The organism is Methylobacterium sp. PvR107, assembly GCF_017833295.1.
Classification (GTDB): Bacteria; Pseudomonadota; Alphaproteobacteria; order Rhizobiales; family Beijerinckiaceae; genus Methylobacterium.
This window is the reverse complement of sequence record NZ_JAFIBW010000001.1, coordinates 4,851,687-4,877,779: the sequence shown is the minus strand read 5'-3', so window position 1 is coordinate 4,877,779 and position 26,093 is coordinate 4,851,687. Positions and strand designations below refer to the sequence as shown.

Here is a 26,093-nt window from a genome sequence, read left to right as displayed (position 1 = left end):
ACGCGTGTCGATGGCGGCAGGGAGGTCTGAGCGGTGCGGGGTACGAGACTCTTCGGCGTCGTCCTGGCTCTCGGTCTGGCCAGCGCCGCCGCCGCACAGGCGCCGGGATCGCCGGCGCCTCCAACCACGCCGGTCAGCCCACAATCGCCCCTCGACAGCTACGCCACGGCGGCCTCGACAACGATCATCGCCGAGCAGGCTTGTCCGGGCGTCCAGGTCAGGGCCGGGCAGCTCACGACCCTGCGCCTCGCGGCCCGGGTCAATCCCGGTCAGGAGTCGGTGCTGGAGGAGAAGCTCCGCTCGCGTGCCTCGCAGGTTCGGCAGCAACTCGCGGCCGATGGCCGGGAGGCGTGGTGCGCCGAGGCGCTGGCCGCCTTCGGCCCGCAGGGGACCGTCGCCAAGGGCGTCCTCGCTACCGGCGCACGGGTCCGCTGATCCGTGCCGCGATCCGGCCGTGAGGATTGACACGAAGCCGCAGCGCCCCTAGTGACCCGGCATGGCGCGCGGCCTCTTTTGAGGTCCGCGCGTTTCGCGTTGTCCGGGCTCAAGCCCGCGCAATGACTTCAAACAAGAAGCCGGTCCAGGGGCAGCCCCCCGGAGGCCGTTCGAGAACACGAGAGAACGATGTTCGCAGTCATCAAGACGGGCGGTAAGCAGTACCGCGTCGCCGCCAACGACACCATCACCATCGCGTCGCTCGCGGGCGAGGCCGGCGAGGCCGTGACCTTCGGCGAAGTCCTGCTGTTCGCCGACGGCGCCGGTGCGACCCAGGTCGGCGCCCCGACCCTGTCGGGCATCAACGTCACGGGCGAGATCGTGCGCCATGGCCGCGACAAGAAGGTCATCGCCTTCAAGAAGCGCCGCCGGCAGAATTCGCGCCGCAAGCGCGGCCATCGGCAGGACCACACGGTCGTGCGCATCACGGGCATCTCGGCCTGAGGCGTCGCTCAAAGCTGGGCGCGTAGAGGTCCCCGGGGACCTGACCCGCGACCGCATCAAGCAGATCGAAATTCGGAGCTCATCCCATGGCACACAAGAAAGCAGGCGGCTCGTCCCGCAACGGCCGCGACTCGGCCGGCCGCCGCCTCGGCGTCAAGAAGTTCGGCTCGGAGGCCGTGATCCCGGGCAACATCATCGTGCGCCAGCGCGGCACGAAATGGCATCCCGGCAGCAACGTCGGCATGGGCAAGGACCACACGCTCTTCGCGCTGGTACCGGGCCATGTCCGCTTCGAGACGCGCCGCGGGCGCGACTTCGTAACCGTAACCCCGCTGGCCGAGGCCGCGGAATAAGAGGCGGGCGCCCGAGAGGCGAAGCTGGCGTCCCGCCCGGTGTCCCACACCGGACCGGAGACGTCGTTGCCGAGCCCCTGATGGGCCGGTTCGGACGGAACACCGGGGAGGATGGGACGCCATCCTCCCCTTCGTCGTCTTGAGGCGGTGCCCCGGAGCCGGGCGCGCCGCCCAGCGAGGGCACGATGTTCCCCGATCTGACCCGTGATGACGTCTTCCGGATCGAAACGCGCCGGCTGTGGCAGCGCTGGCCGACCGCCAAGGACAGGGACGCGATCCTGAAGCTGGCCGCGGATCCGGCCGTGTCGGAGATGCTGGCGCGGGTCCCCCACCCGCTGACGCCTCCCCTGGTGGATGCCTTCCTGCTGCAGGCACGCTCGGAGAATGCGGCCGGGTCCGCGCTGACCCTCGCTCTGGCGCGACGCGCAGCACCGGCAAGCGCGATCGGCGTCGTCAGCATCGAGGTCGGGCCCGATCGGGTGCCGGAACTCGGCTACTGGCTCGGAACGCCCTATTGGGGCGCCGGCCTGATGCGCGAGGCGGTGTCGAGTCTGTGCCACGCCTTCTTCGCCTATGCCGGCGGGACGGAGCTCGCGGCTTCGGCGCGCAGCATCAACCCGGCATCCCGGCGCGTCCTGGAGGCGTGCGGCTTCCAGCATGTCGGCACCGGCCTGCGGCCGTTTCCGGCGCGGGGCACGGATCTGCCGGTCGATCGCTTCCGTCTCGACAGGCGGCTGTGGCAGGTGCTGGAATCCGGCCCCGCGATGACCGAGGCTGCCTGAAGGCAGCTCCGCGGAACCGGCGTCGGCCGGCGGCCACTGACAAGGATGATGGTGCGGGTCCCGGATCCGCACCCGATTAGGGAATCGAGCCGTGAAGTTCCTCGACGAAGCCAAGGTCTATGTCCGTTCCGGTGACGGCGGTCCCGGCTGCGTCTCGTTCCGGCGGGAGAAGTTCATCGAGTTTGGCGGCCCGAACGGCGGCGACGGCGGCCGCGGCGGCGACGTCTGGGTCGAGTGCGTCGAGGGGCTCAACACCCTGATCGACTATCGCTACCAGCAGCACTTCAAGGCCAAGAAGGGCGAGCACGGCATGGGCTCGAACTGTCACGGCGCGAACGGGTCCGATGCGGTCCTCAAGGTCCCGGCCGGCACGCAGATCTTCGCCGAGGACGGCGAGACGCTGCTCGCCGATCTGACCGAGGTCGGCCAGAGGATCCGCCTCGCCAAGGGCGGCAATGGCGGCTTCGGCAACGCCTATTTCACCACGTCCACCAATCGCGCCCCGAAGCACGCCAATCCCGGCCTGGAAGGCCAGGAGATGTGGATCTGGCTGCGGCTGAAGCTGATCGCCGATGCCGGGCTCGTCGGCCTGCCCAACGCAGGCAAGTCGACGTTTCTCGCGAGCGTCACGGCAGCCAAGCCGAAGATCGCCGATTACCCGTTCACCACCCTGCATCCCGGCCTGGGCGTCGTGCGCTCGGACGGGCGCGAGTTCGTGCTCGCCGACATCCCGGGCCTGATCGAGGGCGCGCATGAGGGCGTCGGGCTCGGCGACAGGTTCCTGGCCCATGTCGAGCGCTGCCGCGTGCTGCTGCACCTCGTGGACGGCACGAGCGAGCATGCCGGCAAGGCCTACAAGCTGGTGCGCGGCGAGATCGAAGCCTATGGCAACGGCCTGGCCGAGAAGCCCGAGGTCGTGGCGCTCTCCAAGGCCGACGCCCTCGATGCCGAGACCCTGAAGAGTCAGGTGGCCAAGCTGAAGCGCGCGGCCGGACGCGCGCCCCTGGTCCTGTCCTCGGCGAGCCGGAAGGGTGTGCCGGAGGCGCTGCGGGCGCTTCAGGCCGAGATCGACGCGAGCGCCGAGGCAGACCGGGAACCGGAGGCCGCCTGGCAGCCGTGACCGGCTGAAGCCTCCGATCGCGTGATTGCGCCGGCAGGGCCGCTCGATACGAGCCCTGCCGGCGATCCGTTTTGGTGCGTGCGATCAGCCCTGCTTCAGCTTGGCGATCGTCTCGGCCGGCACGCCGGCGAAGTTGTTCGACACGAGATAGTTCGGGCTGGCCTTGACCCCGGCGTCGAGGTCGATCTCCTCGAACTTGCCGTTGTCCCGGGTCTGGATGATCTCCGGGTCCTCGTCGCCGACATTCTTGATCGCGTGACCGAAGCCCATCGGGATGTAGGCCACGTCGCCCGGATTGAACTCCGCGACCTTGCCGCGGCCGCCCGAGCCGAACAGCGCCACCTGGCCCTTACCCTTCAGGTCAAAGTGCCACTCGTTGGCGTTCACGTTCCAGTGGAACTTGCGCATCTGGCCGGGCCGGATGGTCATGACGCCACCCGACATCGACTTGGACACCGGCCACTCGTCGACGGTCGCGAGACGAAAGGTCCCGCCGTCGAACTCGCGCACGGCGCGCGGGTCCTTGAGGAGCCGAAACTTGTGGGTCGATTCCTTCGGCCAGGGCGCATCGAGCGCCTGGGAGAGCGGGATGATCGGTCCGGCCTGGATGTAGGCCTCGCCCTCCGGAAAAGCGTTGAGCGCCTCCTTCGGGGCCCGGCGCGTCGCCGCGCTGCAATATCGACATTTGGTATGCAAGACACTCGCGAGGTCCTGACGCCTGACACTTTCGAAAACGCGTCTGGCGTCACGCTCGAGTGAGCGCTGTGGGCTCGGACCAGCACGGCAGATCCTGCGCTGCACTGCGCCCCAGTGGCTGTTCAACCGCGCGGTCTTCGTCCAAACCGCGTCGGTGCTCCCGCCGTCACAAGAATCATGATCCCTGCCCTCGAAGATTTCCGCCGCATCGTCATCAAGGTCGGCTCGGCGCTTCTGGTCGATCGCGGCGCCGGCCGCCTGCGGCACGCTTGGCTCGCGGCCTTGGCCGAGGACATTGCGGAAATGCACGCCCGCGGGGTCGATGTGCTCGTCGTGTCATCGGGCAGCATCGCGCTCGGGCGGACGGTGCTCGGCCTGCCGGCGGGCGCCCTGCGCCTTGAGGAGAGCCAGGGGGCGGCCTCCGTGGGGCAGATCACGCTCGCGCGGCACTGGGCCGAGGCGCTGGGCCACCACGGCATCGTCGCCGGTCAGATCCTCGTGACGCCCCAGGATACCGAGGAGCGCCGCCGCTACCTGAACGCCCGGGCGACGGTGCTGAAGCTGCTGGAAATGCGCGCGGTGCCCGTGATCAACGAGAACGACACGGTGGCGACCTCCGAGATTCGTTACGGCGACAACGATCGGCTCGCCGCCCGTGTCGCCACCATGATCGATGCCGACGTGCTGGTCCTGTTCTCGGATATCGACGGCCTCTATACGGCGCCGCCGAAAAGCGATCCCGACGCGCGCCACTTGCCTGTCGTGGAGCGCATCACCCCCGAGATCGAGGCCATGGCGGGCGGCCCGGCCTCGGAGCTGTCGCGGGGCGGGATGCGCACCAAGGTCGAGGCGGCGAAGATTGCGGCATCGGGCGGCACGCATCTGGTGATCGCGGACGGGCGGGGAAAGAACCCGCTGAAGGCCATGCGGGACGGCGCCCGCTGCACGTGGTTCCTGTCGGGCTCGACCCCGACCGCCGCACGCAAGACCTGGATTGCCGGCTCGCTGGAGCCGCGCGGGACGCTGATTATCGATCCCGGTGCCGTCAAAGCTTTGCGCGGTGGCGCCAGCCTGCTCCCCGTTGGGGTCCGCGCGATCGAGGGCAGCTTCTCCCGCGGCGATGCCGTGGTGATCCGTGATCCTGAGGGCCGCGTACTCGGCCGGGGTCTCGTGGCCTACGACAGTGCCGAGGCGGGATTGATCATCGGGCACTCGAGCGCCCGTATTCCGGAAGTGCTCAATTACCCCGGTCGCGCCTGGATGGTGCATCGCGATGACTTGGCACTGTTCTAGTTAATCCGTGACGCTCGCGTTCTTATTGATCTTTTCTCGGTCGGTGATTGATCTGAAGAGCCGGCGAGCGCTCTTGTATGTGCGGTGCACGGTGTGCAAATACCCGTCCTCAACCCCGTCAGGCCAAATGAGCGGCCGTCGCGAAGCGAGGACGCCGGAGTGCCCGTCCTGAACCTGAGATCGGATTTCGCCGAGGCCGACGCGCTTCCGGAGCAGATGGCTGCGATCGGCCGTCGCGCGCGGGCGGCGGCACGCCGGATGGCGCTGGCTTCGGCCCGGACCAAGGACGTCGCCTTGAAGGCGATCGCCGAACGCCTGCGGGCGAGCCGGGACGAGATCCTGAGCGAGAATGCCCGTGATGTCGCCGCGGCCCGTAATGCCGGCCAGACCGCCGCGTTGATCGATCGGCTGACCCTCGATCCCGGCCGCCTCCTCGCCATGGCGGATGCCGTGGGGAAGGTCGGATCGCTGGCCGATCCGGTGGGACGCCAACTCGCCGCGATCGAGCGGCCGAACGGCCTGCTGATCGAGCGCATCGCGGTTCCGCTCGGTGTCGTCGGGGTGATCTTCGAGAGCCGCCCGAACGTCACCGCGGATGCCGGTGCCCTGTGCCTCAAGGCCGGCAACGCGGCGATCCTGCGGGCCGGGTCCGACTCACATCGCACGGCGATGGCGATTGCGCGGGCGATGAGCCGTGGTCTGGCCGATGCCGGTCTGCCGGAGGACGCGATTCAGCTTGTGCCGACCCGCGACCGGGCCGCCGTCGGCCTGATGCTGGCCGGCCTCGACGGCTGCGTCGACGTGATCGTGCCCCGGGGCGGCCGCGGCCTGGTCGAGCGCGTCCAGGCCGAGGCGCGCGTGCCCGTCTTCGCGCATCTCGACGGCATCAACCACGTCTACGTCGCCGCCGCGGCGGACCTCGACATGGCGCGGACCATCCTGTTGAACAGCAAGATGCGGCGGACCAGCGTCTGCGGCGCCGCCGAGACCCTGCTGGTCGATCGCGCCTGCGCGCCTACGCATCTCGCGCCGCTTGTCGCTGCACTGGCCGATGCCGGCTGCGCCGTCCGCGGCGATGCCGAGACCCAGTCGGTCGACCCGCGCGTGACCGCCGCCTCTGAGGACGACTGGCACACCGAGTATCTCGACGCGATCATCGCGGTCCGCGTGGTGGACGGGATCGATGCGGCCATCGAGCACATCGAAACCTACGGCTCGCACCACACCGACGCGATCATCACGCAGGATGACGCCGAGGCCACGCGCTTCCTGGCGGAGGTGGATTCCGCAATCGTGACCCACAACGCCTCGACGCAGTTCGCCGACGGCGGCGAATTCGGTTTCGGGGCCGAGATCGGCATCGCGACCGGGCGCATGCATGCGCGCGGCCCGGTCGGGGTCGAGCAACTGACCACCTTCAAGTATCGCGTCCACGGTAGCGGTCAGGTCCGCCCGTGACCTCAGCCAACGGCCCGGCGTGCGGCTGAGCCTGCCGCCGAGTGCGCCGGGGATGCGGATCGGTCTCTACGGCGGATCCTTCAATCCGGCCCATACCGGCCATCGCCACGTCAGCCTGATGGCCCTGCGCCGGCTTGGGCTGGACAGGGTCTGGTGGCTTGTAAGCCCGGGCAACCCGCTCAAGAGCCGGAACGCTCTGCCGCCTGTCGAGGTGCGGTGTCGCCAAGCCGAACGGATCGCTCGGCATCCGCGCATCGCGGTGACCGGCATCGAGGCGGTACTCGGCGTTCGCTTCACCGTGCACACCCTGCGCATCCTGACCCGCCGGTGTCCCGGTGTGCATTTCGTCTGGATCATGGGGGCTGATTCGCTGGGAACGTTCCACCGCTGGAAGGGCTTCGCCGAGATCGCGCATCGCGTGCCGATCGCCGTCGTTGATCGGCCCGGCTGGACCTTGGCCCCGCTGAGCGCACGGGCCGCGCGGCGCTTAAGTGGTTCACGTCTGCCGGAGGAGGCCGCGCCGACGCTCGCGCTGCGCTCGCCACCCGCCTGGGTCTTCCTGCACGGTCCCCGGTCGCATCTCTCGTCGACCGCCATCCGCAACGGAATGCACGTACGTCGCGATCGGTAGGTCGCGGCGCAGTTGCAATCGGAGCCCGAAGCCGCCAATTTCATTCCAACCCACCAGGCGTGATATGGCCGCGTGGCATCACGAGGAACTAGGACTCTGCCCGAGACCATCCGCACGGAGACGATCCGCACCCCCGTTCAGGCACCGGAGGAATCCGGCCAGGCGCGCTCGGACGATTTGAAGGCTCTCGCCCTCGGATGCCTCGACGAGATGAAGGCCGAGGAGACGATCGCGATCGATCTGGCCGGCAAGACGTCGCTCGCCGACACGATGATCATCGCGTCGGGACGCTCCCAGCGCCATGTCGGCTCGATTGCCGACAAGATCATCCAGGAGATGAAGAACCGGGGCTTCGGCAATGCCCGGGTCGAAGGCTTGCCGGCCTGCGACTGGGTCCTGATCGACGCGGGCGACGTGCTGGTGCACATCTTCCGTCCCGAGGTGCGCGGCTTCTACAACCTCGAGAAGATGTGGGGTGCGGACCGCCCGGTCGGGCTCGCGGTCGGCTAGGCGTCTCACCCGCTTGCGCCTGCTCCTCGCAGCGGTCGGACGGCTGAAGGCCGGCCCGGAGCGCGAACTCGCGTCACGATACCGCGACCGGACCGCACAATTAGGCCGCGGGCTCGGCTTCCCGTCCTGCGACAGCATCGAGATTCCGGAATCCCGCGCGCGGCGGGCCGTCGATCGTTGTACCGAAGAGGCTGCGGCGCTCGCCGCTCTGCTGCCCTCCGGCGGCGTCCTCATCGCGTATGACGAACGGGGCCGGGCCGATCTGGCGAGCGCGGCTCTCGCCCAACGCGTCGCCGCCTGGCGCGATGTCGGGCGGCCCGCGCTGGTCGTTGCGATCGGCGGCCCTGACGGCCTGGACGCCTCAATTCGGACGAAGGCGGAGCTGATCCTGTCCTTCGGGGCTGCAACTCTGCCCCACGGACTGGTGCGCGTGCTCGCTCTGGAACAGATCTATCGCAGCCTGACCATCCTGGCCGGCCACCCGTATCATCGGGGCGAGGCAGGCTGATCCGACGTGGCGACCGCAGACACAGGCCCACTTGGTCACCCCAATCGCGTCCGCGCATTGCGGGCGGCTTTCGCCCCGCTGCTGGTGGTGTCGGCGTTCGGGTCTCTCGCTGTGCCTGCATGGGCCGAAACGCCGCCGCCGAAGGATGCCGAGGCGATCCAGCGCGCGGACGAGGAGCGTGACCGCCGGGCCGAGAATCTGAAGCGGGTGCAGGACGCGCTCGCCGCCAGCGCCGGCCAGCGGACGCAGTTCGAAGCTGAGATCGCCGCGATCGGCTCCGATCGCGCCAAGCTGGACGCGGCCCTCCTCGATGCGGGACGACAGGCGCAAGCCACCGAGGAGCGGCTCAGCCGCCTTGAGGAACGCCTGAAGGCGATGAGCGAGAGCGAGGCCGCCATCCGGCACTCGCTCCAGGCCCGACGCGGCATCGTGGCCGAGATTCTGGCCGCGCTGCAGCGGATGGGACGCAGGCCGCCGCCCGCGGTGCTGGTGAGCCCTGAGGACATGCTGGCGGCGATCCGGACGTCGATGCTGCTCGGGGCAGTGGTCCCGGAACTGCGCGGCGAGGTCGATACCCTGGCGGCCGATCTCGCCGAGATGATCCGCTTGCGCGGCTTGATTGCGCAGGACAAGGAGGGCCTCAGCAACGATCTGGCAGGCTGGGCGCGTGAGCAGCAGCGGCTCCAGGCACTGGTCGCCGCCCGGCGCGCCCGGCAGGCCGAGATCGAGAGCGGCCTCACCGCGGAGCGGCGCCGCGCCGCGGAGCTTGGCGCCCAGGCCAAGTCGCTGAAGGATCTGCTCGACAGGACCGAGGCGGCGGTCGCGGCGGCGAAGCGGACGGCCGAAGAGGCGAAAGCGGCGGCCGAGCGCGAGATCCGCGTGACGCAGGAGCGATTTGCCGCGGCGGGCTTCCGGGATCCCGCCCGTCTGGCACCCAAAGTGCATTTTGCCGACGCGCGGGGCGAAGTGCCGCGGCCGGTGAGCGGACGCTTGGCACGGGGCTTCAACCAGCCCGACGGCAACGGCGGCAGCACCCGCGGGGTGTCTTTCGCGACGCGCGCGAAGGCGGTGGTGTCCTCGTCGGCGGATGGATGGGTGCAGTTCGCGGGGCCGTTCCGGTCTTATGGCCAACTCTTGATCATCAATGCGGGCGACGGCTACTATCTTTTGCTCGCGGGGATGGATCAGATCAGCGTCGAGGTCGGCCAGTTCGTGCTCGCGGGCGAACCGGTCGGCAACATGGGCGAGAAGAGTGCGGGCCCCGCCGGGTCCGACGGCGATCCCACCCTGTACGTCGAATTCAAGAAGGACGGCGGCTCCATCGACCCGGAGCCGTGGTGGGCAAAGAGCCCCAGCAATACGGTACTTGGCGAGAAGGTTCGCGGCTGATGCGCAAGACATCCCTGATCATGCTGGGCGCCTTCCTGGGTGCCGGCACCTCCATGGTGGCCACCCAGACCGACTTCCTGTCGGGTCCGCGGGCCGTGGCCGCCTCGGCCGAGACCTATCGTCAGCTCAGCCTGTTCGGCGACGTGTTCGAGAAGGTCCGCACCGACTACGTCGAGAAGCCCGACGAGTCGAAGATGATCGAGGCCGCGGTCAACGGCATGCTGACCTCCCTCGACCCGCATTCGAGCTACATGGACGCCAAGGCGTTCCGCGACATGCAGACCACCACCCGCGGCGAGTTCGGCGGGCTCGGCATCGAGGTCACGATGGAGGACGGCCTGATCAAGGTCGTCACGCCGATCGACGACACCCCGGCCGCCAAGGCCGGGCTGCTGGCCAACGACGTCATCACCCAGATCGACGACGATCAGGTCCAGGGGCTCACCCTGAACCAGGCGGTCGACAAGATGCGCGGCCCGGTGAATTCGAGCGTCAAGCTCAAGATCTCCCGCAAGGAGTCGAAGGAGCCGATCGACGTCACGCTCACCCGCGACGTGATCAAGATCAAGCCGGTGCGCTCGAAGGTTGAGGGCGGCGACGTCGCCTATATCCGTCTCACCCAGTTCAACGAGCAGACCTTCGACGGCATGCGCGCCGCCATCGACAAGCTCACGAGCGATATCGGTGCCGACAAGATCAAGGGCTACGTCATCGACCTGCGCAACAACCCGGGCGGCCTGCTCGATCAGGCGGTGATGGTCTCGGACGCGTTCCTGGATCGCGGCGAGATCGTCTCGACCCGCGGCCGCAACCCGGACGAGACGCAGCGCTTCTCGGCCAAGGCCGGCGACCTGACCAAGGGCAAGCCGGTTGTCGTGCTGGTCAACGGCGGCTCGGCCTCGGCGTCCGAGATCGTCGCCGGCGCCCTTCAGGATCACAAGCGCGCGACCATCATGGGCACGCGGTCCTTCGGCAAGGGCTCCGTGCAGTCGATCATCCCGCTCGGCGGCTCCGGCGCCCTGCGGCTCACCACGGCGCGCTACTACACGCCGTCGGGCCGCTCGATCCAGGCGAAGGGCATCGAGCCCGACGTCGAGGTACTGCAGGACGTTCCCGACGAGCTGAAGGGGAAGGACGAGACCAAGGGTGAGGCCGGCCTCAAGGGGCACCTCAAGCAGAAGGATACCGACGAGCGCGGCGGCTCGTCCGCCTACGTGCCGCCGGATCCGGCCAAGGACAAGCAGCTGATCTCGGCCGTGGACTTCCTGCACGGGATCCAGAAGGGCGCAGCCAATGGTGCGCCGGCGGCGCAGCAGCAGAAGCCGAGCCTGCCGAACTGATCCTGACGAACAGCCAAGACGACGCGCGCTCCCGTCCGGCACACCAGCCGGGCGGGATCTTTGTTTTCCGGAGCTGCCGTTAGCGGAACGTTAACCCTACCGAACGGGAATGGTGGCGGGATCTGCGCCGCGTCTGCCGGCGCATGAACCGCGATCCCGCAAGAGATCCCCTTGACCGAGTCCACCGACGATATCCTCACGCGGCCCCTCGGGGTGCCGGAGGCGCCGGAGCCACCCGCGGGCCGGTTCGAGCGCCTCGTCGCGGTGCTGCGCCGGCCCAGGGTTGCGGGCGGTGCGATCGCCGCCGCCCTCGCCGGGGCGGCCGGCCTCGTCCTGCTGCTCGGCGATCCCCAGGGTGGCGAGCCGCGCGTCGAGGCGAAGATCACCCTCCGCGAAACGGCGGCACGGCCCTCTGCCCCGCTCCCGCCCACCGCAGATCAGCAGGTCGCAACAGCGGCGCCGGCGACGTCCGGGCTTCAGCGGAGCGCCGAGGAACTGGAAACCGCGTCCGGGGTCACGGTCGTGCGCCCAGCCGGCTCCGGGCCGACCGATGCGGTGCTGATCCGGATCCCGCCGCCGAGCGCACCGCGGCTCGCCCCGGCGCCGGATCCGCGGATCAGCGAGACGAGCCGCCACGGCCTGATGCCGAAGCTCGGCGAGGGCCGCGTCCGCGCGCTCGACGTCTACGCCCGGACCGAGGAGCCCGGCACGGGGCCGCGCATCGCCGTCGTGGTGACGGGGCTCGGGGTCGGTCAGGCCGCCACCGCCGGCGCGACGGCGCGCCTGCCGGCGGCCGTCAGCCTCGCCTTCCTGCCCTATGGCGGAGAGGCCGAGCGCGCCGCCGCCCGGGCCCGCGATGCCGGACACGAAGTCTTCCTCCAATTGCCCATGGAGCCGTTCGACTATCCCGACAGCGATCCCGGCCCGCAGGCCCTCCTGACCGCGCTCAAAGGACCGGAGAACGCCGACCGCCTGGCCTGGGCACTGGCACGGTTTACCGGCTATGTCGGGGTGGCGAACTTCATGGGCTCCAAGCTGATGACGGATTCCGCCTTCGAGCCCGTCCTGCGCGAGATCGGCGCCCGCGGTCTCGGCTTCCTTGATGACGGGACCGGGCCGAAGCCAGCCAACGCGCCCGCCAACAAGGGCCGGACGCCCATCGCCCGTGCCGAGATCGTCCTCGACGCCACGCCGCGCGCCGATGCCATCGACGCGGCCCTGGCGCGTGCCGAGGCCCGGGCGCGCGCCGACGGATTCGTCTTGGTCTCGATGAGCGGATCCGTCCTCAGCGTCGACCGGGTCGCCCGCTGGGCCAAGGATCTCGATGCGCGGGGTCTTCGCCTCGTGCCGGCCAGCGTGGCGCTGCGCGGCGCCCGCGACAAGCGTGTCTCGACGGCCGATTGAGTGATTGGTCAGCCGGGTTGCGGACGCGTCGATCCGGGAGCCATGTCGAGATCTCGGACGCCCATCGCCGTTGCCGCGCCGGATGTGGCTGACCTATGGTCCTGCCGATGACGACGGATTCGGACCCGGGCCACGCCCTGCCCTACCGGCCCTGCGTGGGCATCGCGCTGATCGCGCCTTCGGGCGGCGTCTTGGTCGGGCGCCGCAGCAAGGATGCGGGGCCCGAGCATGTGGCCGGCCCGCATATGTGGCAGATGCCGCAGGGCGGCATCGATCCGGGTGAGGATCCGGAAGTCGCGGCGCGCCGCGAGCTCTTCGAGGAGACCAATGTTCCGCCGGAGGCCGTCAAGCTGCTCGCGGAGATCCCCGATTGGCTCGCCTACGACCTGCCGCCCGCCGTCATGAAACTGGCCTGGAAGGGCCGCTATCGCGGGCAGACCCAGAAATGGTTCGCCTACGGTCTTCTGGGCAGCGAGGATCTGATCGACGTGCAGAGCCCGGGTGGCGGCGCCCACAAGCCGGAATTCGACGCGTGGCGCTGGGCGCGGATGTCGGAGCTTCCCGACCTGATCGTGCCGTTCAAGCGTCCCGTCTACGAGAGCGTGGCCGCGGCGTTCTCCAACCTCGAATCATGGGCGAGCCGGCCATGACGCCGCCTCCGGGGATCTGAGTCGGTGCGCTGGCTCGCGATCCCGCTCGGCATTGCCCTCGCGTGGCTCGCCTTCACGATGAGCCCGCTCTGGTCGCTCTACGACCTCGCCCAGGCGGTCCGGCGGCACGACACCGTCTATGTCGAGAACCACGTGAACTTCCGGACGCTTCGGCTGTCCCTGGTGCGCCAGATCACCGCCGCCATGCGGACCGCTTCGGAGACCGATCCGGACCTGGAACCGCGCGACCGCCAGCGCCTCAACGATGCCGCCTACGGGCTCGCGCTGGCCCTGTCCGAGACGATGGTCACGCCCGAGACCGTCATCGATCTGCTGGCGAACGGCTGGCCCGACAAGCTCGACGTGGAGCGTCCGGCCGGCACGCGGCCGGAGGGTCTCGCGATCCGCAGTGTCGGGCGGCTCATGCCTTATTATGGGGCCCTCGAGATGCGGGGCTTTCGCGCCGTTGTGATCCCGATCCCCCCGGAGGCGCCGCGGACGGAGCGGACCCGGATTCGCCTGCGGCTGCGCGGTCTCAGCTGGCGGCTGGTCGACATCGAGATGGCCGACATGCTGCGCGAGCAGATCGCCGCGAAGCTCGGCCGGGCGCTGGCGCGGGCCAAGATCGGAGCCAGCGCGGGAGAGGAGCGTCCGTGATCTCCGGACGCCGGGGTCACTTCGCCTTGGCGGCGCCAGACGCGTCCTTGGGCTGCCGCGCCTCGACCAGGCCCTCGGCCTTGTCCTCGTCGGTGTCACCGCCCTGCTCGATGGTCTTGCCCGGATTGGCCAGCAGCGACTTCGCGATCCCGAGCAGGACCTCGCACTCTCCGGGGAACTTGTACGTCTCAAGGACGATGGCGGCGTCGCGCAACGTGCGCAGATCCCGCACAGTCTGAGCGTTGGCGTCCGCGCGCAGCTCGCTTTTGGCGGCGATGGCTTCCTCGATCTGCGCGCCTTTCACATCGCAGGCGGCCCGCGCCGGCGGCGCGGCGACCGCGAAGGCGAGAGCAAGGCCGGTCGCGGTTAGGGAGCGCCACATGGCGGTGATCCTCGGAAATCCGGTTCAGGCGTGGTGAAGGTGCGAGACGCGCAGGATGTTCTGGGTCAGTCCCAAGAGCTGGCTGGGACGGTAGGGCTTCGGAAGAAACACCGAGTCTGCAACGGCTTCGCCTGCCGGCAGGCTGGCTCGACCGCCCGATGTGTAGACCACGGGAAGATCCGGGCAGAGGCTGCGCGCCCGGCGAGCCAGCGACAGGCCGTTCGTATTGCGGGCGAGGTCGATATCGGTGAAGAGCATGTCGATGTGCCCCCGCGCGAGGATCGCCTCGGCCTCCCACGCATCCGCGGCGGTGATCACCCGATATCCCTCATCGATGAGAACTTCGGCGGCCAGCTCGCACACGGTCGGCTCGTCCTCGACAACCAGGATCGTGGCGGCGGCCGAATCCAGCACGGCCAAGGACGGGCAGACGAAAGCGGCGGCGAACGGAACCATGACGCAACTCCCACTCACCCGGCGGGGGTACGGTGTTCCCGGACCGGATCGCAGGGGCAACGGCCCCCTCCGACGGGGTGTTCACCCTGTTTCCATCAAATTGCTCGGGTTTGGTGAGCGGTGCGTTAACTGCGCCCCGGCACCCCTCAACGAAATGGTCCGAATGGTTAATGGTTGGTTACCAAGGCGCGGACACGGAGCGGAAGCGTGAGCCGGGCCTGGCAACTGAGCATCGGCCTTCTGCTGACGGGGCTCGCCGGATACGTCGACGCCCTCGGTTTCGTGCGTCTCGGCGGGCTCTACACCTCCTTCATGAGTGGCAACACCACGCAGTTCGCGGTCTTCGGCGCGGAGACCGCGCTTCACCGGATGGTGCTGCCCGCGATGCTGCTCCTCGCCTTCCTCACGGGGGCCGTCCTGGGCAGCGGGCTGGCGATCCTGGCACCCCCGCGTTGGACGACGCCGATCGTGCTCGCCTACGAATCGCTCCTGATCCTCGGCGGCCTCGGTCTGGGACTGGAATCGCCTGAGCTCGGGCTCGCGGCCTTCTTCGTCGCCGTGGCGATGGGTTCGCAGAACGCGGTCCTCGCGCAGGTGAAGGGCTTCCGCGCGGGCACGACCTTCGTCACGGGCGCGCTGTTCAGCCTGGGCCAGAAGATCGCCCAGGCGTTAACCCGCACAGGCGATCCGCTGGGCTGGGTCGGCGACGGGCTGGTCTGGCTGTCCCTCCTGTTCGGCGCGTATCTCGGCGCGCAGGCCTACGGGATCTTCAGCCTCTACGCCCTGATCGCGCCGGCCGCGCTCTCGGGCGGACTCGCGCTGATCACGGCCATCCTCGTCTTGCGCGCCGGTCCGCCGGCCAAGAAAGTCCCTTCGCTATGAGCAGCTCCATCAGCAACCCCTCCCTCACCGAGCACGTCGCCGAACTCGAGGCCGGCGCCCACGTCGTGGCGGCGCATTTCCTGACGGCCATTCCGGCCCTGGCGCTCAGCGACGGCACGATCGCCCTGTCACGCGGCGGGAACACGGTGCGCCTGACCGCCCATCCCGAGAGCGGCATCCTCGTTGCGGCCAGCGGCGGCGACCGTCTGGTGACCGGCGGCGACGATGGGCGTGTGGTCGAGATCCGGGCCGACGGTGCCATGGACCAGCTGGGCCTGGCCAAGGGTGGCGCGTGGATCGACGCGATCGCGGTCCATCCTGACGGCGCGGTGGCGTGGTCGGCCGGCCGCGCCGTCGTGGCGCGCGACGCCAAGGGTCGCGAGCGCGGCTTCGAGGCGCCCACGAGCGCCCGCGGCCTCGTCTTCGCGCCGAAGGGCTACCGGCTCGGAATCGCCCACTACAACGGCGTCAGCCTCTGGTACCCGAACCTGGAGACCCCCGCCGAGGTGATCAGCTGGAAGGGCTCGCATATCGACGTCTCGTGGTCGCCAGACGGCCGTTTCGTGGTCTCGACCATGCAGGAGAACGCCCTCCACGGCTGGCGTCTCCAGCCGGACCGCGGCCACATGCGGATGTCGGGCTATCCCGGCAAGGTCCGGTCGATGTCGTGGTCGTCGGACGGGCACTGGCTCGCGACCAGCGGCGCCGAGGCGGCGATCGTCTGGCCGTTCGACTCGAAGGAAGGCCCGACCGGCAAGGCCCCGCGGGAATGCGGCGTCCGGCCGGCGCGGGTCTCCCGGGTCGCCTTTCATCCGAAAGCCCCGGTCCTGGCGATGGGCTACGAGGACGGCTGCATCCTGCTGGTGCGCTTCACCGACGCCGCCGAACTGCTCGTGCGTCCGGCCGTGCCGGGCAGCACGGTCACGGCGCTCGCCTGGGACGGGCGCGGCGCGCGGCTCCTCTTCGGCTGCGGCGACGGGCAGGCCGGGCTGCTGACCCTGCCGAGCTGAGGCCCGGCTGGAACCACGGCCTGGGGCATGCTCTTTGTCGAGGGTCGAATCGTCGAGCCGGAGGCCAGAAGTGTTCCGCGTATTCCGCACCCTCGGCCTTGCCCTGGGTCTGCTCGGCGGCGTGGTCGCGGCGCAGGCCCCCGAGTTTGCGCAGCAATACGCGCAACGTCTCGGCGGCGCCGCCGATGAGCTGCGTCGGCAGGTGGCCGTGCTGGAATCCGACGCGCAGGCCTCCGGCACGACCCGCGACGGCGCCGTCGACCGGCTTCGGTCCAATCCGGACCAGCTCGTCGCGCGACGCGGCGCGGCGGCGCGCGACGACATCGCCCGGCTCGCCCGGCTGAACGCCCAGCAGCAGGCCCTGGCTACGGCGAGCAGCCCCCTCGGCCGTGTCGTGGCGATGATGCGCGATCCCGACCTCCCGGTCGCGGAAGCCGCCTACCACGAATTCAGCCCGGCCGTTCCCACCACCGCCGACGGGTTGGCGGCCGGTCTGATCGGCTTCTTCGCGGCCTGGGGCGGCTGGCGCGTCGTGTCGGATGTCGGCCGACGGGTCGCGCGCCGCCGCCCGCGCACGGCCGCGACCGCCGCCTGAGGGCAGCGCGCAACCGGAAGTGTGCCGCACAGTGTGGCGCAACGTCTACAGCGGCTTGCGCGAGGCTTGCGTATCGAGCAGGGATCCGACCGTCCCGGTCCGGGAAAAGGCACACGATGCCGCGCGCGGCGAAATCTACCCCGATCGATCCGGCACTCGATGCCGCCGCGCTCCTGCGCCGCATCGGCTTCTTCGGCCTGTTCGTCGTGCTTCCCGTCCTCGCGCAGGTGGCGCGCCGCGCCTCCGTGATCCTGGCGCCGATCGCCGTCATCCTCCTGATCATCGCCAGCGTCATCGACCGGCGGCAGCGGCCAGTGCGGCCGGCCACCTCCCGCCTGCTGACCGCCCCGGCCTTCCTGGCCGGGATGCTGGTCGTGCTGTGGTCTGCGCTGTCGCTGATCTGGACGCCGTTCCTCGGCCCCGCCGTCGAACGGCTGGCGAACCTCGTCGCCACGATCGGGCTCGCGCTGCTGGGCTACCTGGCCCTGCCCGACCGGATGCGCTCGGCGAATCTCTACCTGCTTCCCCTCGGGATCGTGGCGGGCGCCATCGTGGCGATCGTGCTCGGCATCTTCGGTGCCCATATGGCGCCGTCCGGCACCGAGGATGACGGCGCTCTGGATCGCGGCCTCGTCCTGCTGATCCTTCTCGTCTGGCCGGCGCTCGCCTGGCTCCGGTCCAGGCGCCGCGACCGCGAGGCCCTGGGGCTCGCCCTCCTCGTGGCGCTGGCGCTCACGGTCCAGCCGGACGCGACCCAGATCGCGGCCCTTGCGGTCGGCGCCCTCGCCTTCGCGGTGACGAGCTACCGGCCGAAGCTCGGCGTCACCCTGACGGCGACCCTGTCGGCCCTCCTCCTGGCCGTGGCGCCGCTGCTGCCCTTCCTGGCACGCCCGGTCGGCGCGGCGATCCTGGGTCCTCTCGCCCCCGCGGTGCTGTCCCTGAAAAGCTGGCAGAAGGTGGTGACCAATGATCCGGTGCGCCTGATCACGGGCCACGGCTTCGAGACGGCCCTGCGCGGGCGTCTGGTCGGGCTCCTTCCGCTGAACGCACCGACCACGGCCCTGTTCGAGTTCTGGTACGAGCTCGGCATCGTCGGGGCGCTGGCGGCCGCTTTCGCGCTCCACGCGTCGATCCGCCGTGCGGGACGGGACGTTCCGGCCCTGGTTCCGGGCGCGATGGGGGGCTTCGCGTCCGCCTTCACGGTGGCCTGCCTCGGCGCCGGCCTGACGGCGATCTGGTGGCTGACGACGCTCGCCATCGCGATCGTCGTCTTCGTCGCCGTCGAGCGGGGCCAGTTCCGCACCAGCCGGCCGAAGGTCGCCAAGCTGCACCGCCTGAACACCGGCGAGAGCTGAGCGATCAGCTCCGCAGGAAGCCGTGGAGCCGAATCCAGGCCAGGAACAGGCCGGGCCAGGCGGCCGCGGGCGTGCCGGGCTTGCCGAGGCCGAACCCGTGGCCGCCGCGCTCGAACAGGTGGAGCTCGGCCGGGACCCGCGCCTTGCGCAGGGCGGAGAACATCAGGAGCGGGTGGTCGGCCACCGCGACCGGGTCGTCGATGGCCTGCACCAGGAAGGTCGGCGGCGTCTCCGGCCCGACCTGCAGGTCGACTGAGTAGGTCTTCATCTCCAGGGGCGTGACCTCGTCGCCCACCAGGATCCGGCGGGTGTGGGTCCGGTCGAACGGCTTGCGCATGGTGATGACCGGGTAGATCAGCCCCGCCAGGGCGGGCCGAACCGGCTGCGAGTCGACCGCATCGACGCCCGGGTAGAGATCGAGGGCGCTGCCGACGGCCGTCTCGCCCATGAGATGCCCGCCCGCCGAGAAGCCGAGGACGCCGACCCGCGCCGGGTCCACGCCGAACTCCGTGCCGCGCGACCGGACCAGCCGGAGGGCGCGCTGGGCGTCCTGCCGCGGGGCATCCGGCCCCGCCCCCCAGCTCTCAGCAGGCAGGCGGTAGATCAGCAGGAAGACCGTGATGCCCGCGGCGTTGAGCACCCGCCCGACCGGGACGCCCTCGTTGCCGAGCGCGATGAACTCGTATCCGCCCCCCGCCGCGACGATCACCGCCGCGCCGTTGGCGTTGGCCGGCCGCATGACCAGCAGGCAGGGCCGAGCCACGCGGGTGATGTCGCCGAAGGTACCCTCCACGTAGCGATACCCGGCGGCGTCAGGTCCGCTGCCGCCGCCGGGCGGATCGCCGGGCCAGAGGTCGATCACCTCGAGGTCCGCTCCCGGCAGCGAGCGCGGCAGCGCGCGGATCGCCTCTTGCGGCGCCCCCTGGGGAGCGGGCTGCGCCTTCCCATCGATCTCAGCCTGCGCAGAGCGCAGGCCGAAGGCGCTCCCAAGTCCGGCGAGCAGCAGTCGGCGGTCGAGGCGCAAGGGCATCTCCGGAATGAGGCCGCGTTCGAGCCCGTCGACGGACCCGGCTCCCGCAGGAGCCCGGGTCCAACGTCGGCGGCTCCGCCGCGGTTTCGCGGCTCAGCCCCGTCGGGCGATCACAGCGACGTAGAAGCCGTCGGTGCCGGTGCGGAGCGGGCTCATCTGTACGCCGTGCGCGGTGATGCGCACCGCGTCCCGCAGCGAGGCCGGTCCCGCCGCCAGGACATCCGCCGACGGCACGACGTCGAAGCGGCCGCGCCACCGTGAGACGAGGCCGGCCACCGCCGCGTCGTTCTCGGCCGGGAGCAGCGAGCAGGTGATGTAGACGATCCGCCCTCCGGGCTTCACCAGCCGCGCCGCCCGGTCGAGGACCTGAGCCTGTTCGGCCGTCCGAAGCGCGAGGCTGCCGGGACGCAGGCGCCACTTGGCGTCCGGGTTGCGGCGCCACGTACCCGACCCGGTGCAGGGCGCATCGACCACGACCCGATCGACGCGGCCGTCCAGATCCTCCAGGACGTCGGCGCGCGCCTTGCCGGTCCGCGGCGTGCGCACCTCGGCCACGGCGCCCGAGCGGCGCAGGCGTTCGTGGATCGGCGCGAGGCGGCGCGGATCGCCATCGGTGGCGATGAGGCGGGCGCCGTTCCGGGTCTGGGCGGCGAGCGCCAGGGTCTTGCCGCCGCCGCCGGCGCAGAGGTCGACGATGGTCTCGCCGGGCCGGGGATCGGCCAGGAGCGCTGCGAGTTGCGAACCCTCGTCCTGGATCTCGTACCAGCCGTCGAGGAACTCCGCCTCGACATGGAGGGCGGGCCCGCGTCCGTCCGCGCCGATCGGGATCCGCAAGCCCTGCGGTGCGTGCGGAGCCGGCGCGGCCTCGAAGGCGGCGAGGGCCGGCATCACGTCCTCGCGGCTGCCGCGCAGGGCGTTGACGCGGATATCGAGGGGCGCGCGCCGGGCCAGCGCCTTCAGCTCCGGGACCAGATCGTCACCGAGGGCGGCCGACAATTCCGGAAGCGCGAAGGCCGGCGCATCGCCCGCCACCGCGGGTGGCGCATCCTGCAGCGTGCCGGTCTCGAGGCGCGCGCGCTCCGCGTCGCTCAACGGCTCCGGCGCGAAACGCTCCCCCGAGAACAGGGACGCCACCGAGGCCGCGGCGAGGCCCTGCTGAAGCCGCAGCGCGCCGATCAGGATGGCGCGGGGCGTGTCCGAGCCCATGATCCACGCGGCGGACGACCGGCGGCGGAGGGCGTCGTAGACCAAGCTCGCGATGCCCGCGCGGTCGCCGGATCCGGCGAAGCGGTGCGCGAGGCCCCAATCCTTGAGCGCATCGGCGGCCGGACGGCGGCGCTCGGTGATATCGGTGAGGACTTCGATGGCGGCGGAGCAGCGGGCGGCGGGGGTCAGGGTTCAGATCCTTTGGAATGCGTCAACGACAGCGTAAAACGGCCACGCTTGGCCCACGAAGCCGCCACGATACGGCCGAGCTTCCAGCACGTTCGCGGCCCAGACCGTCAGGCGGGCGGTCCAGCGCGGACTGCCGCGTGTCCTATGGCATCCGTCGGCGGCCGACCAGCGCGGTCGGTCGTCGGCTGCCGAACAGGAGTATCTCTGCCCATGACGTGCGTTGTTCGGGTCGCCTGCGCGGCCCTGGTCGCCGCTTCCCTCGCTGCCTGCGCCAGCGCCCCGGCCGCGCAGCCGGACCTCACGCCGCCCCCGCGCCGGCCGGTCGATGCCAAGACGCAGCTGAAATACGGCAATCCGCCTCCGCCGCCACCCGGCCGGTACTGAGCGATCGGCGCGGGTTGCGGCTCAAGCCGATTCCCGCGCCCGACGGGCCTCGTAGGCCTTGAGACCGGTATAGACCGCGGCCAGGACCGGGAGCGGCGCCTCCGGCGCCAGCCGCTGGCCGCGGGCGATCAGGTCACCGATCACGTGATCCGCCTCGATCCGCCCCTTGTTCTCCATGTCGCGCAGCATCGAGGCCGTGAAGGTCGATCCGGCCGTGTTCAACTGCGCGCGGGCCCTTTCGGCGACGACGGCGCGCGGCTCGAAACCGCTCGCGGCAGCCACGGCCGTGCATTCCGCGTGGAGCGCCGCGATGAGCGCGGTCCCGCCGGGCGCCGCTACGATGTCGCCGATGGCGGCGCGCATCAGGGTCGTGGCGCCCGCGAGCGTCGCGAGGAAGACCCACTTCTCCCACATCTCGAGCAGGATCATGTCGCTGAGCCGAGACTGGAATTTCAGCCCGCGCATCAGGCCGTCGACTGACTCGATGCGGCTTGAGCGCGATCCGTCCCGCTCGCCGTAGGTGATGCTGCACAGCTCGCTCATGTGCCGGATGGCCCCGTCGGGCGCGACCGTCGCGGCGATCGCGCAGGAGCCGCCAAGTACCCGCTCGGCGCCGAAGCGGGCGTCGAGCGCGTCGAGATGCGACATGCCGTTCAGCACCGGCAGGATCGCGGTCTCAGCACCGACGGCGGGGGCGAGATCCGCGAGGGCGCTGTCCAGGTCGTAGGCCTTGCAGGACAGGAGGACCAGATCGAACTGCCCGGCCTGGGCCAGCCGGTCGGCCGTGACCGTCGGCGGATTCGGCAGATGCAGGTCACCGAGCGGGCTGCGGACATTTAGCCCGTCCGCCGCCAGCTTCTCCGCCCGGGCCGGCCGGACCAGGAAGGTCACGTCGGCGCCCGACTCGGCGAGGCGAGCCCCGTAATAGCCGCCGGTCGCGCCGGCCCCGACAATCAGCGTGCGCATCGCTTCCTCAGGTCCGCGACGGGTAGTTCGGGCTCTCGCGGGTGATCGTCACGTCGTGGACGTGACTCTCGCGCAGGCCGGCATTGGTGATGCGGATGAACTGCGCCCGCGCCTGGAACTCCGGAATCGTCGCGCCGCCGACATAGCCCATGGCGGCGCGCAGGCCGCCGGCGAGCTGGTGGAGGACGTTGCCGACCGGGCCCTTGTAGGGCACCTGCCCCTCGATGCCCTCGGGCACGAGCTTGTGGGTGTCGTTCACCTCGGCCTGGAAGTAGCGGTCGGCCGAGCCGCGGGCCATCGCGCCCACCGAGCCCATGCCGCGGTAAGACTTGTACGAGCGGCCCTGGTAGAGGAACACCTCGCCGGGCGCCTCGTCGGTGCCGGCGAGCAGCGAGCCGAGCATCGCCACCGAGGCGCCGGCTGCGATCGCCTTGGCGAGGTCGCCCGAATACTTGATGCCGCCATCGGCGATCACCGGGATGTCGGCTTCGCCCGCGGCCTCGACGGCCTCCATGAGGGCGGTGAGCTGCGGCACGCCGACGCCCGCCACGATGCGGGTGGTGCAGATCGAGCCCGGCCCGATGCCGACCTTGATGGCATCCGCGCCGGCATCGATCAGCGCCTGGGCGCCGTCCCGCGTCGCGACGTTGCCGGCGATGACCTGCACGGCATTCGAGAGCTGCTTCACCCGCGCGACGGCGTCGAGCACCTTGATCGAATGGCCGTGGGCGGTATCGACCACGATGACGTCGCAGCCGGCATCGATCAGGCGCTCGGCCCGCTCGAAGCCGCTGTCGCCTGTCGTGGTGGCGGCGGCGACCCGCAGACGGCCCTGCTCGTCCTTGACGGCGTTCGGGTAGGTGACGCGCTTCTCGATGTCCTTGACGGTGATCAGGCCGATGCAGCGGTAATGGTCGTCGACGACCAGCAGCTTCTCGATCCGGAACTGGTGAAGCAGGCGCTTGGCCTCGTCCTGCGTCACGCCCTCGCGGACCGTGATCAGGCGGTCCCGGGTCATCAGCTCGGCGACCGGCTGGGCTGAGTTGGTGGCGAAGCGGACGTCGCGATTGGTGAGGATGCCGACGAGCTTGCCCCGCGAGCCGTTGGGCCCCCGCTCCACCACCGGGATCCCCGAGATCCGATTGCGCTTCATCACCTCGAAGGCGTCGGCCAGCGTCTCGTCGGGGTGGATGGTGATGGGGTTCATCACCATGCCGGATTCGTATTTCTTGACGAGCCGGACCTGCTCGGCCTGCTCGGCCGGCTCCAGGTTGCGGTGGATCACCCCCATCCCGCCGGCGGCCGCCATGGCGATGGCCATCGGCGCCTCGGTGACCGTGTCCATCGCGGAGGCGAGGATCGGCAGGTTCAGCGGGATCGTGCGGGTGAGCCGGGAGGCCACGTTCACCTCGGTGGGCATCACCGAGGAGGCGGCGGGCCGCAGGAGCACGTCGTCGAAGGTCAGGCCCTCGATGATCGATGCGGTTTCTACTCGGGCCATGTGCCAACTTTCCTCGGACGGCGGCGCGCGGGTCGCGCAGCGGGATCGGGTTGGCAAGTGCCAGTATCACGGGCCCCACGAAGGCGCCAATGCACGCTTGCCGCGTCGTCACGTGAAAACACGCATGGCTCGCGGCTTTTCCACGCCAGCCTGTGCAGAGGATTCACGCCGCGGCTCCGACCCGGACCGGGCGGAGGCCGGGCACGGTTCCTGCGGGGTCGATCCCGTCCGCCCGACGTTGTCTCATCCGTCCGGCCGAAGGATCCCGCGCATGCTTATCGACGCCGTCACGCTGGCGCAGCAGCTCATCCGTTTTCCGTCGCTCAATCCGCCCGGACTCGAGAAGGATTGCGCGGCGTTCCTCGCGCAGCTGTTGGCGGAACGCGGCTTCGCGGTCGAGAGCCACGCCTTCGCGGAGGATCGCCCGACCCTCGTCGCGCGCATCCCCGGAACGGGCAGCGGCAAGCCGCTCTGCTTCACCGGCCATATCGACGTCGTCCCGGTGGGCACGAACCCGTGGACGTTTCCCCCCTTCGCGGGGATCGTCCACGAGGGCCGGCTGTACGGGCGCGGCGCCAGCGACATGAAGGCGGGCGTCGCCGCCTTCGTCGCGGCGGCGTGCAACGTGCGCGCGGACGGCTGTCGCTTCCGCCACGGCCTCACCCTGGTGATCACTGCCGGCGAGGAGACGGGCTGCGAGGGCGCCTTCCATGTCGGCCGGGAACGGGTCCTCGGTCCGGCAGGCCTCCTGATCGTGGCGGAGCCGACCTCGAACGCCCCGATCTTCGCCCATAAGGGCTCGCTCCGCGTGGTGGTGACGGCGCGCGGCCGCGCGGCCCATTCGTCCATGCCGGAGGAAGGGCAGAACGCCGTCGCCAAGGCTGCGGCTTGGATCCAGACGCTCGGAGCGCACGATTTCGGCGCCCGCCATCCGCTGCTCGGGACGACGACCGCCTGCGTCACCACGATCCGGGGCGGCGAGAACATCAACTCCGTTCCCGACTGGGCCGAGTTCTCCGTCGATATCCGCACCCTGCCGGAGCAGGATCACGGGCAGCTCCTCGACGCGCTGAGGACGCTGTTCGGCCCGGATGCCGAGATCCGGGTCGTCACAGATTTCCCGGGCTTCTCGACGGCGATCGACGATCCCGCTGCGGCATCGCTGCTCGCGCTTCTTCACGAGCGGACCGGGTTGACCGCCGAGCCGGCGGGCGCGCCCTACTTCACGGATGCATCGGCCCTGGTGCCCGCCTTCGACAACGTCGCGACCGTGGTGATCGGCCCTGGTGAGGCCGAGCAGTGCCACAAGACCGACGAGCATTGCCGCATCGACAGGATCGCGGAGGCGCAGGCCCTCTACACGGATCTGATCCGGCGGCTGTGCATCGACGGAGCGGTCATTGAGCCGACCGCGCGGTCGGCTTAGCGCATCGCCGGAATCCTGGCGCCCTTATCGGTGTATTCCGGTGGCAGGCCGATATAGTCGCCCAGCATCCCGTCGATGCCGGGCGCCCGGCCGAACGCCTCGCAATCCGGATCCAGCGGCGCCTCGCCGAGCGTGGTGATCCGGATGCGGTCCCAGGTCGGCAGCGTGTTGGGCGCCGTGAACGGATCCTCGCCGGTCGCCAGCATGAAGCCGAAATCCTGCCCGAATTCGCCGGCGAGATCGTAGGCGTCGCTCGCCCGTGAGAAGCGCGGCTGACTGGTGAAGGAGTTGGCTGCCCCGCCCCAGACCATGGCGGCGCGCTGCTCGCGCCTCCGGTCGAGCGCCTCCGCCTCGACCGTCAGGCTGCCGAGACCGATCGGCACCCGCGGGATCGGCACGCGCCCGACGCCTTCGGCGAAGCTCAGGCCGAGCTGCGACGCGACCGTCACGCCGGCCGAGCCGGCGATCGTGGCCCCGGCCCCGAGCAGATCCGTCGGGTCCACCCGGGTAACCTGCGCCCGCACCGTCAGGTCCGCGTCGCGGCTGGTGACGATGTCGTACTTCAGCGACAGGTCGTAGCAGAGCGCCCGGTCGGCGGCGTTGGCGATGAGGCGCCGTTCGGCCTGGGTCAGCGGCGCCGCCCCGGCGACATCGGCGTGGAAGGCCGTCGGGATGATGCGGACGGTGCGGGCTTTCGCGAGCGCCGGCTGGTCGACGTAGATCCGCGAGGCCGACGCCACCTGGTCGCTGGACTTCAGGCGATCGTAGCGGGTGAGCGAGCCGCGATCGTTGAGCAGGACAGTGCCGCAGGCGGCCACCATGGAGAGAAGCGCGACGCCGGCGGCGATCCGCGGCAGGGAGCGCACCTTGCTGGGGCTGGACTGCATCATTTCCTCGTAGCCCGGCTTCGTACCGGCTGCAGCCACTTCACGGCCGCGTGATTAAACGTAGCCATTCGGCCTCCCGCAAAAAAGGTGGCCG

General features: G+C 70.3%; 29 protein-coding genes. 21 read left to right on the top strand and 8 right to left on the bottom strand.

Annotated elements, in window-relative coordinates; genetic code table 11:
• Positions 1–33: 33 nt before the first annotated feature.
• The 5 genes from JOE48_RS23035 to obgE all read left to right on the top strand — a co-directional run bounded on the left by JOE48_RS23035 (position 34) and on the right by obgE (position 3,194).
• The gene (locus JOE48_RS23035) at positions 34–435 is read left to right on the top strand and encodes a hypothetical protein (RefSeq protein WP_210033153.1); all 402 of its coding nucleotides are present in this window, start codon (positions 34–36) and stop codon (positions 433–435) included.
• A gap of 189 nt (positions 436–624) precedes the next feature.
• Entirely contained in the window at positions 625–939 is a 315-nt protein-coding gene (gene rplU / locus JOE48_RS23030; protein ID WP_210033151.1) for a 50S ribosomal protein L21, read from the top strand.
• An 86-nt stretch (positions 940–1,025) separates the two neighbouring features.
• Complete coding sequence (gene rpmA, locus JOE48_RS23025) at positions 1,026–1,292, top strand: 50S ribosomal protein L27 (RefSeq protein WP_210033149.1); 267 nt, start codon at positions 1,026–1,028, stop codon at positions 1,290–1,292.
• 185 nt (positions 1,293–1,477) lie between these two features.
• Positions 1,478–2,074: a GNAT family N-acetyltransferase gene (locus tag JOE48_RS23020; RefSeq protein WP_210033147.1), complete on the top strand. Its 597-nt coding sequence runs from the start codon at positions 1,478–1,480 to the stop codon at positions 2,072–2,074.
• Between the two features lie 91 nt (positions 2,075–2,165).
• Positions 2,166–3,194, top strand: a complete 1,029-nt coding sequence (gene obgE / locus JOE48_RS23015) for a GTPase ObgE (RefSeq protein ID WP_210033145.1) — start codon at positions 2,166–2,168, stop codon at positions 3,192–3,194.
• A gap of 84 nt (positions 3,195–3,278) precedes the next feature.
• Here the strand turns inward: obgE and JOE48_RS23010 are convergent, their stop codons facing one another.
• Complete coding sequence (locus JOE48_RS23010; protein ID WP_245252926.1) at positions 3,279–3,890, bottom strand: cupin domain-containing protein; 612 nt, start codon at positions 3,888–3,890, stop codon at positions 3,279–3,281.
• Positions 3,891–4,067: 177 nt separating this feature from the next.
• Here JOE48_RS23010 and proB point away from each other — a divergent pair, with 177 nt between their 5' ends.
• The 10 genes from proB (at position 4,068) to JOE48_RS22960 (ending at position 13,730) form a co-directional block, all read left to right on the top strand.
• The gene (gene proB / locus JOE48_RS23005; protein WP_210033142.1) at positions 4,068–5,183 is read left to right on the top strand and encodes a glutamate 5-kinase; all 1,116 of its coding nucleotides are present in this window, start codon (positions 4,068–4,070) and stop codon (positions 5,181–5,183) included.
• Between the two features lie 159 nt (positions 5,184–5,342).
• On the top strand, positions 5,343–6,641 hold the full coding sequence (locus tag JOE48_RS23000) for a glutamate-5-semialdehyde dehydrogenase (RefSeq protein ID WP_210033141.1): 1,299 nt from the start codon (positions 5,343–5,345) through the stop codon (positions 6,639–6,641).
• Between the two features lie 19 nt (positions 6,642–6,660).
• Complete coding sequence (locus JOE48_RS22995; protein ID WP_210033140.1) at positions 6,661–7,272, top strand: nicotinate-nucleotide adenylyltransferase; 612 nt, start codon at positions 6,661–6,663, stop codon at positions 7,270–7,272.
• A 123-nt stretch (positions 7,273–7,395) separates the two neighbouring features.
• Entirely contained in the window at positions 7,396–7,782 is a 387-nt protein-coding gene (rsfS, locus tag JOE48_RS22990) for a ribosome silencing factor (RefSeq protein WP_312893423.1), read from the top strand.
• A gap of 13 nt (positions 7,783–7,795) precedes the next feature.
• Positions 7,796–8,290 carry a 23S rRNA (pseudouridine(1915)-N(3))-methyltransferase RlmH gene (gene rlmH, locus JOE48_RS22985; protein ID WP_210033139.1) on the top strand — a complete coding sequence of 165 codons (495 nt, stop codon included), beginning with the start codon at positions 7,796–7,798 and terminating at the stop codon, positions 8,288–8,290.
• A gap of 78 nt (positions 8,291–8,368) precedes the next feature.
• A complete protein-coding gene (locus JOE48_RS22980) occupies positions 8,369–9,679 on the top strand; it encodes a peptidoglycan DD-metalloendopeptidase family protein (protein WP_245253466.1) in 1,311 nt (436 codons plus the stop codon).
• Positions 9,679–11,019: a S41 family peptidase gene (locus JOE48_RS22975; RefSeq protein ID WP_210033138.1), complete on the top strand. Its 1,341-nt coding sequence runs from the start codon at positions 9,679–9,681 to the stop codon at positions 11,017–11,019. The genes JOE48_RS22980 and JOE48_RS22975 overlap by 1 nt, the downstream gene beginning before the upstream one ends.
• A gap of 171 nt (positions 11,020–11,190) precedes the next feature.
• Positions 11,191–12,423 (top strand): divergent polysaccharide deacetylase family protein, encoded by a 1,233-nt coding sequence (locus JOE48_RS22970; RefSeq protein ID WP_210033137.1) that lies wholly within the window; start codon positions 11,191–11,193, stop codon positions 12,421–12,423.
• A 95-nt stretch (positions 12,424–12,518) separates the two neighbouring features.
• Positions 12,519–13,073, top strand: coding sequence for an RNA pyrophosphohydrolase (locus tag JOE48_RS22965; RefSeq protein WP_210033136.1), 555 nt, complete (start codon positions 12,519–12,521; stop codon positions 13,071–13,073).
• 24 nt (positions 13,074–13,097) lie between these two features.
• Positions 13,098–13,730, top strand: coding sequence for a DUF2939 domain-containing protein (locus JOE48_RS22960; RefSeq protein WP_210033134.1), 633 nt, complete (start codon positions 13,098–13,100; stop codon positions 13,728–13,730).
• Positions 13,731–13,746: 16 nt separating this feature from the next.
• Here JOE48_RS22960 and JOE48_RS22955 read toward each other — a convergent pair whose 3' ends face one another.
• Positions 13,747–14,112, bottom strand: coding sequence for a photosystem reaction center subunit H (locus JOE48_RS22955; RefSeq protein ID WP_210033132.1), 366 nt, complete (start codon positions 14,110–14,112; stop codon positions 13,747–13,749).
• A gap of 24 nt (positions 14,113–14,136) precedes the next feature.
• The gene (locus JOE48_RS22950; RefSeq protein ID WP_210033129.1) at positions 14,137–14,568 is read right to left on the bottom strand and encodes a response regulator; all 432 of its coding nucleotides are present in this window, start codon (positions 14,566–14,568) and stop codon (positions 14,137–14,139) included.
• A gap of 207 nt (positions 14,569–14,775) precedes the next feature.
• Here JOE48_RS22950 and JOE48_RS22945 point away from each other — a divergent pair, with 207 nt between their 5' ends.
• From JOE48_RS22945 to JOE48_RS22930, 4 genes are all read left to right on the top strand, one after another.
• On the top strand, positions 14,776–15,450 hold the full coding sequence (locus JOE48_RS22945; protein ID WP_210033128.1) for a YoaK family protein: 675 nt from the start codon (positions 14,776–14,778) through the stop codon (positions 15,448–15,450).
• Positions 15,447–16,460 (top strand): WD40 repeat domain-containing protein, encoded by a 1,014-nt coding sequence (locus JOE48_RS22940; RefSeq protein ID WP_210033127.1) that lies wholly within the window; start codon positions 15,447–15,449, stop codon positions 16,458–16,460. Before JOE48_RS22945 ends, JOE48_RS22940 begins: the two co-directional genes overlap by 4 nt.
• Positions 16,461–16,530: 70 nt before the next feature.
• Positions 16,531–17,055 carry a DUF2937 family protein gene (locus JOE48_RS22935; protein ID WP_210033126.1) on the top strand — a complete coding sequence of 175 codons (525 nt, stop codon included), beginning with the start codon at positions 16,531–16,533 and terminating at the stop codon, positions 17,053–17,055.
• A 116-nt stretch (positions 17,056–17,171) separates the two neighbouring features.
• Positions 17,172–18,410, top strand: coding sequence for a peptide ABC transporter permease (locus JOE48_RS22930; protein ID WP_210033124.1), 1,239 nt, complete (start codon positions 17,172–17,174; stop codon positions 18,408–18,410).
• Positions 18,411–18,414: 4 nt separating this feature from the next.
• On the opposite strand, the gene JOE48_RS22925 is transcribed toward JOE48_RS22930, so the two are convergent.
• On the bottom strand, positions 18,415–19,434 hold the full coding sequence (locus JOE48_RS22925) for an alpha/beta hydrolase (RefSeq protein ID WP_210033122.1): 1,020 nt from the start codon (positions 19,432–19,434) through the stop codon (positions 18,415–18,417).
• Between the two features lie 99 nt (positions 19,435–19,533).
• Positions 19,534–20,835 carry an RsmB/NOP family class I SAM-dependent RNA methyltransferase gene (locus JOE48_RS22920; protein ID WP_210036002.1) on the bottom strand — a complete coding sequence of 434 codons (1,302 nt, stop codon included), beginning with the start codon at positions 20,833–20,835 and terminating at the stop codon, positions 19,534–19,536.
• 210 nt (positions 20,836–21,045) lie between these two features.
• Here JOE48_RS22920 and JOE48_RS22915 point away from each other — a divergent pair, with 210 nt between their 5' ends.
• Positions 21,046–21,219 (top strand): hypothetical protein, encoded by a 174-nt coding sequence (locus JOE48_RS22915; protein ID WP_210033119.1) that lies wholly within the window; start codon positions 21,046–21,048, stop codon positions 21,217–21,219.
• Positions 21,220–21,240: 21 nt separating this feature from the next.
• Here JOE48_RS22915 and panE read toward each other — a convergent pair whose 3' ends face one another.
• Together panE and guaB are read right to left on the bottom strand one after the other, a co-directional pair.
• Positions 21,241–22,185, bottom strand: coding sequence for a 2-dehydropantoate 2-reductase (gene panE / locus JOE48_RS22910; RefSeq protein WP_210033117.1), 945 nt, complete (start codon positions 22,183–22,185; stop codon positions 21,241–21,243).
• 7 nt (positions 22,186–22,192) lie between these two features.
• A complete protein-coding gene (gene guaB / locus JOE48_RS22905; protein WP_210033115.1) occupies positions 22,193–23,686 on the bottom strand; it encodes an IMP dehydrogenase in 1,494 nt (497 codons plus the stop codon).
• 271 nt (positions 23,687–23,957) lie between these two features.
• On the opposite strand from guaB, the gene JOE48_RS22900 reads away from it, so the two are divergent.
• Positions 23,958–25,112 carry a M20 family metallopeptidase gene (locus tag JOE48_RS22900; RefSeq protein WP_210033106.1) on the top strand — a complete coding sequence of 385 codons (1,155 nt, stop codon included), beginning with the start codon at positions 23,958–23,960 and terminating at the stop codon, positions 25,110–25,112.
• On the opposite strand, the gene JOE48_RS22895 is transcribed toward JOE48_RS22900, so the two are convergent.
• Positions 25,109–25,999, bottom strand: a complete 891-nt coding sequence (locus JOE48_RS22895) for a DUF3313 domain-containing protein (RefSeq protein WP_210036001.1) — start codon at positions 25,997–25,999, stop codon at positions 25,109–25,111. The genes JOE48_RS22900 and JOE48_RS22895 overlap by 4 nt on opposite strands.
• Between the last annotated feature and the right edge of the window lie 94 nt (positions 26,000–26,093).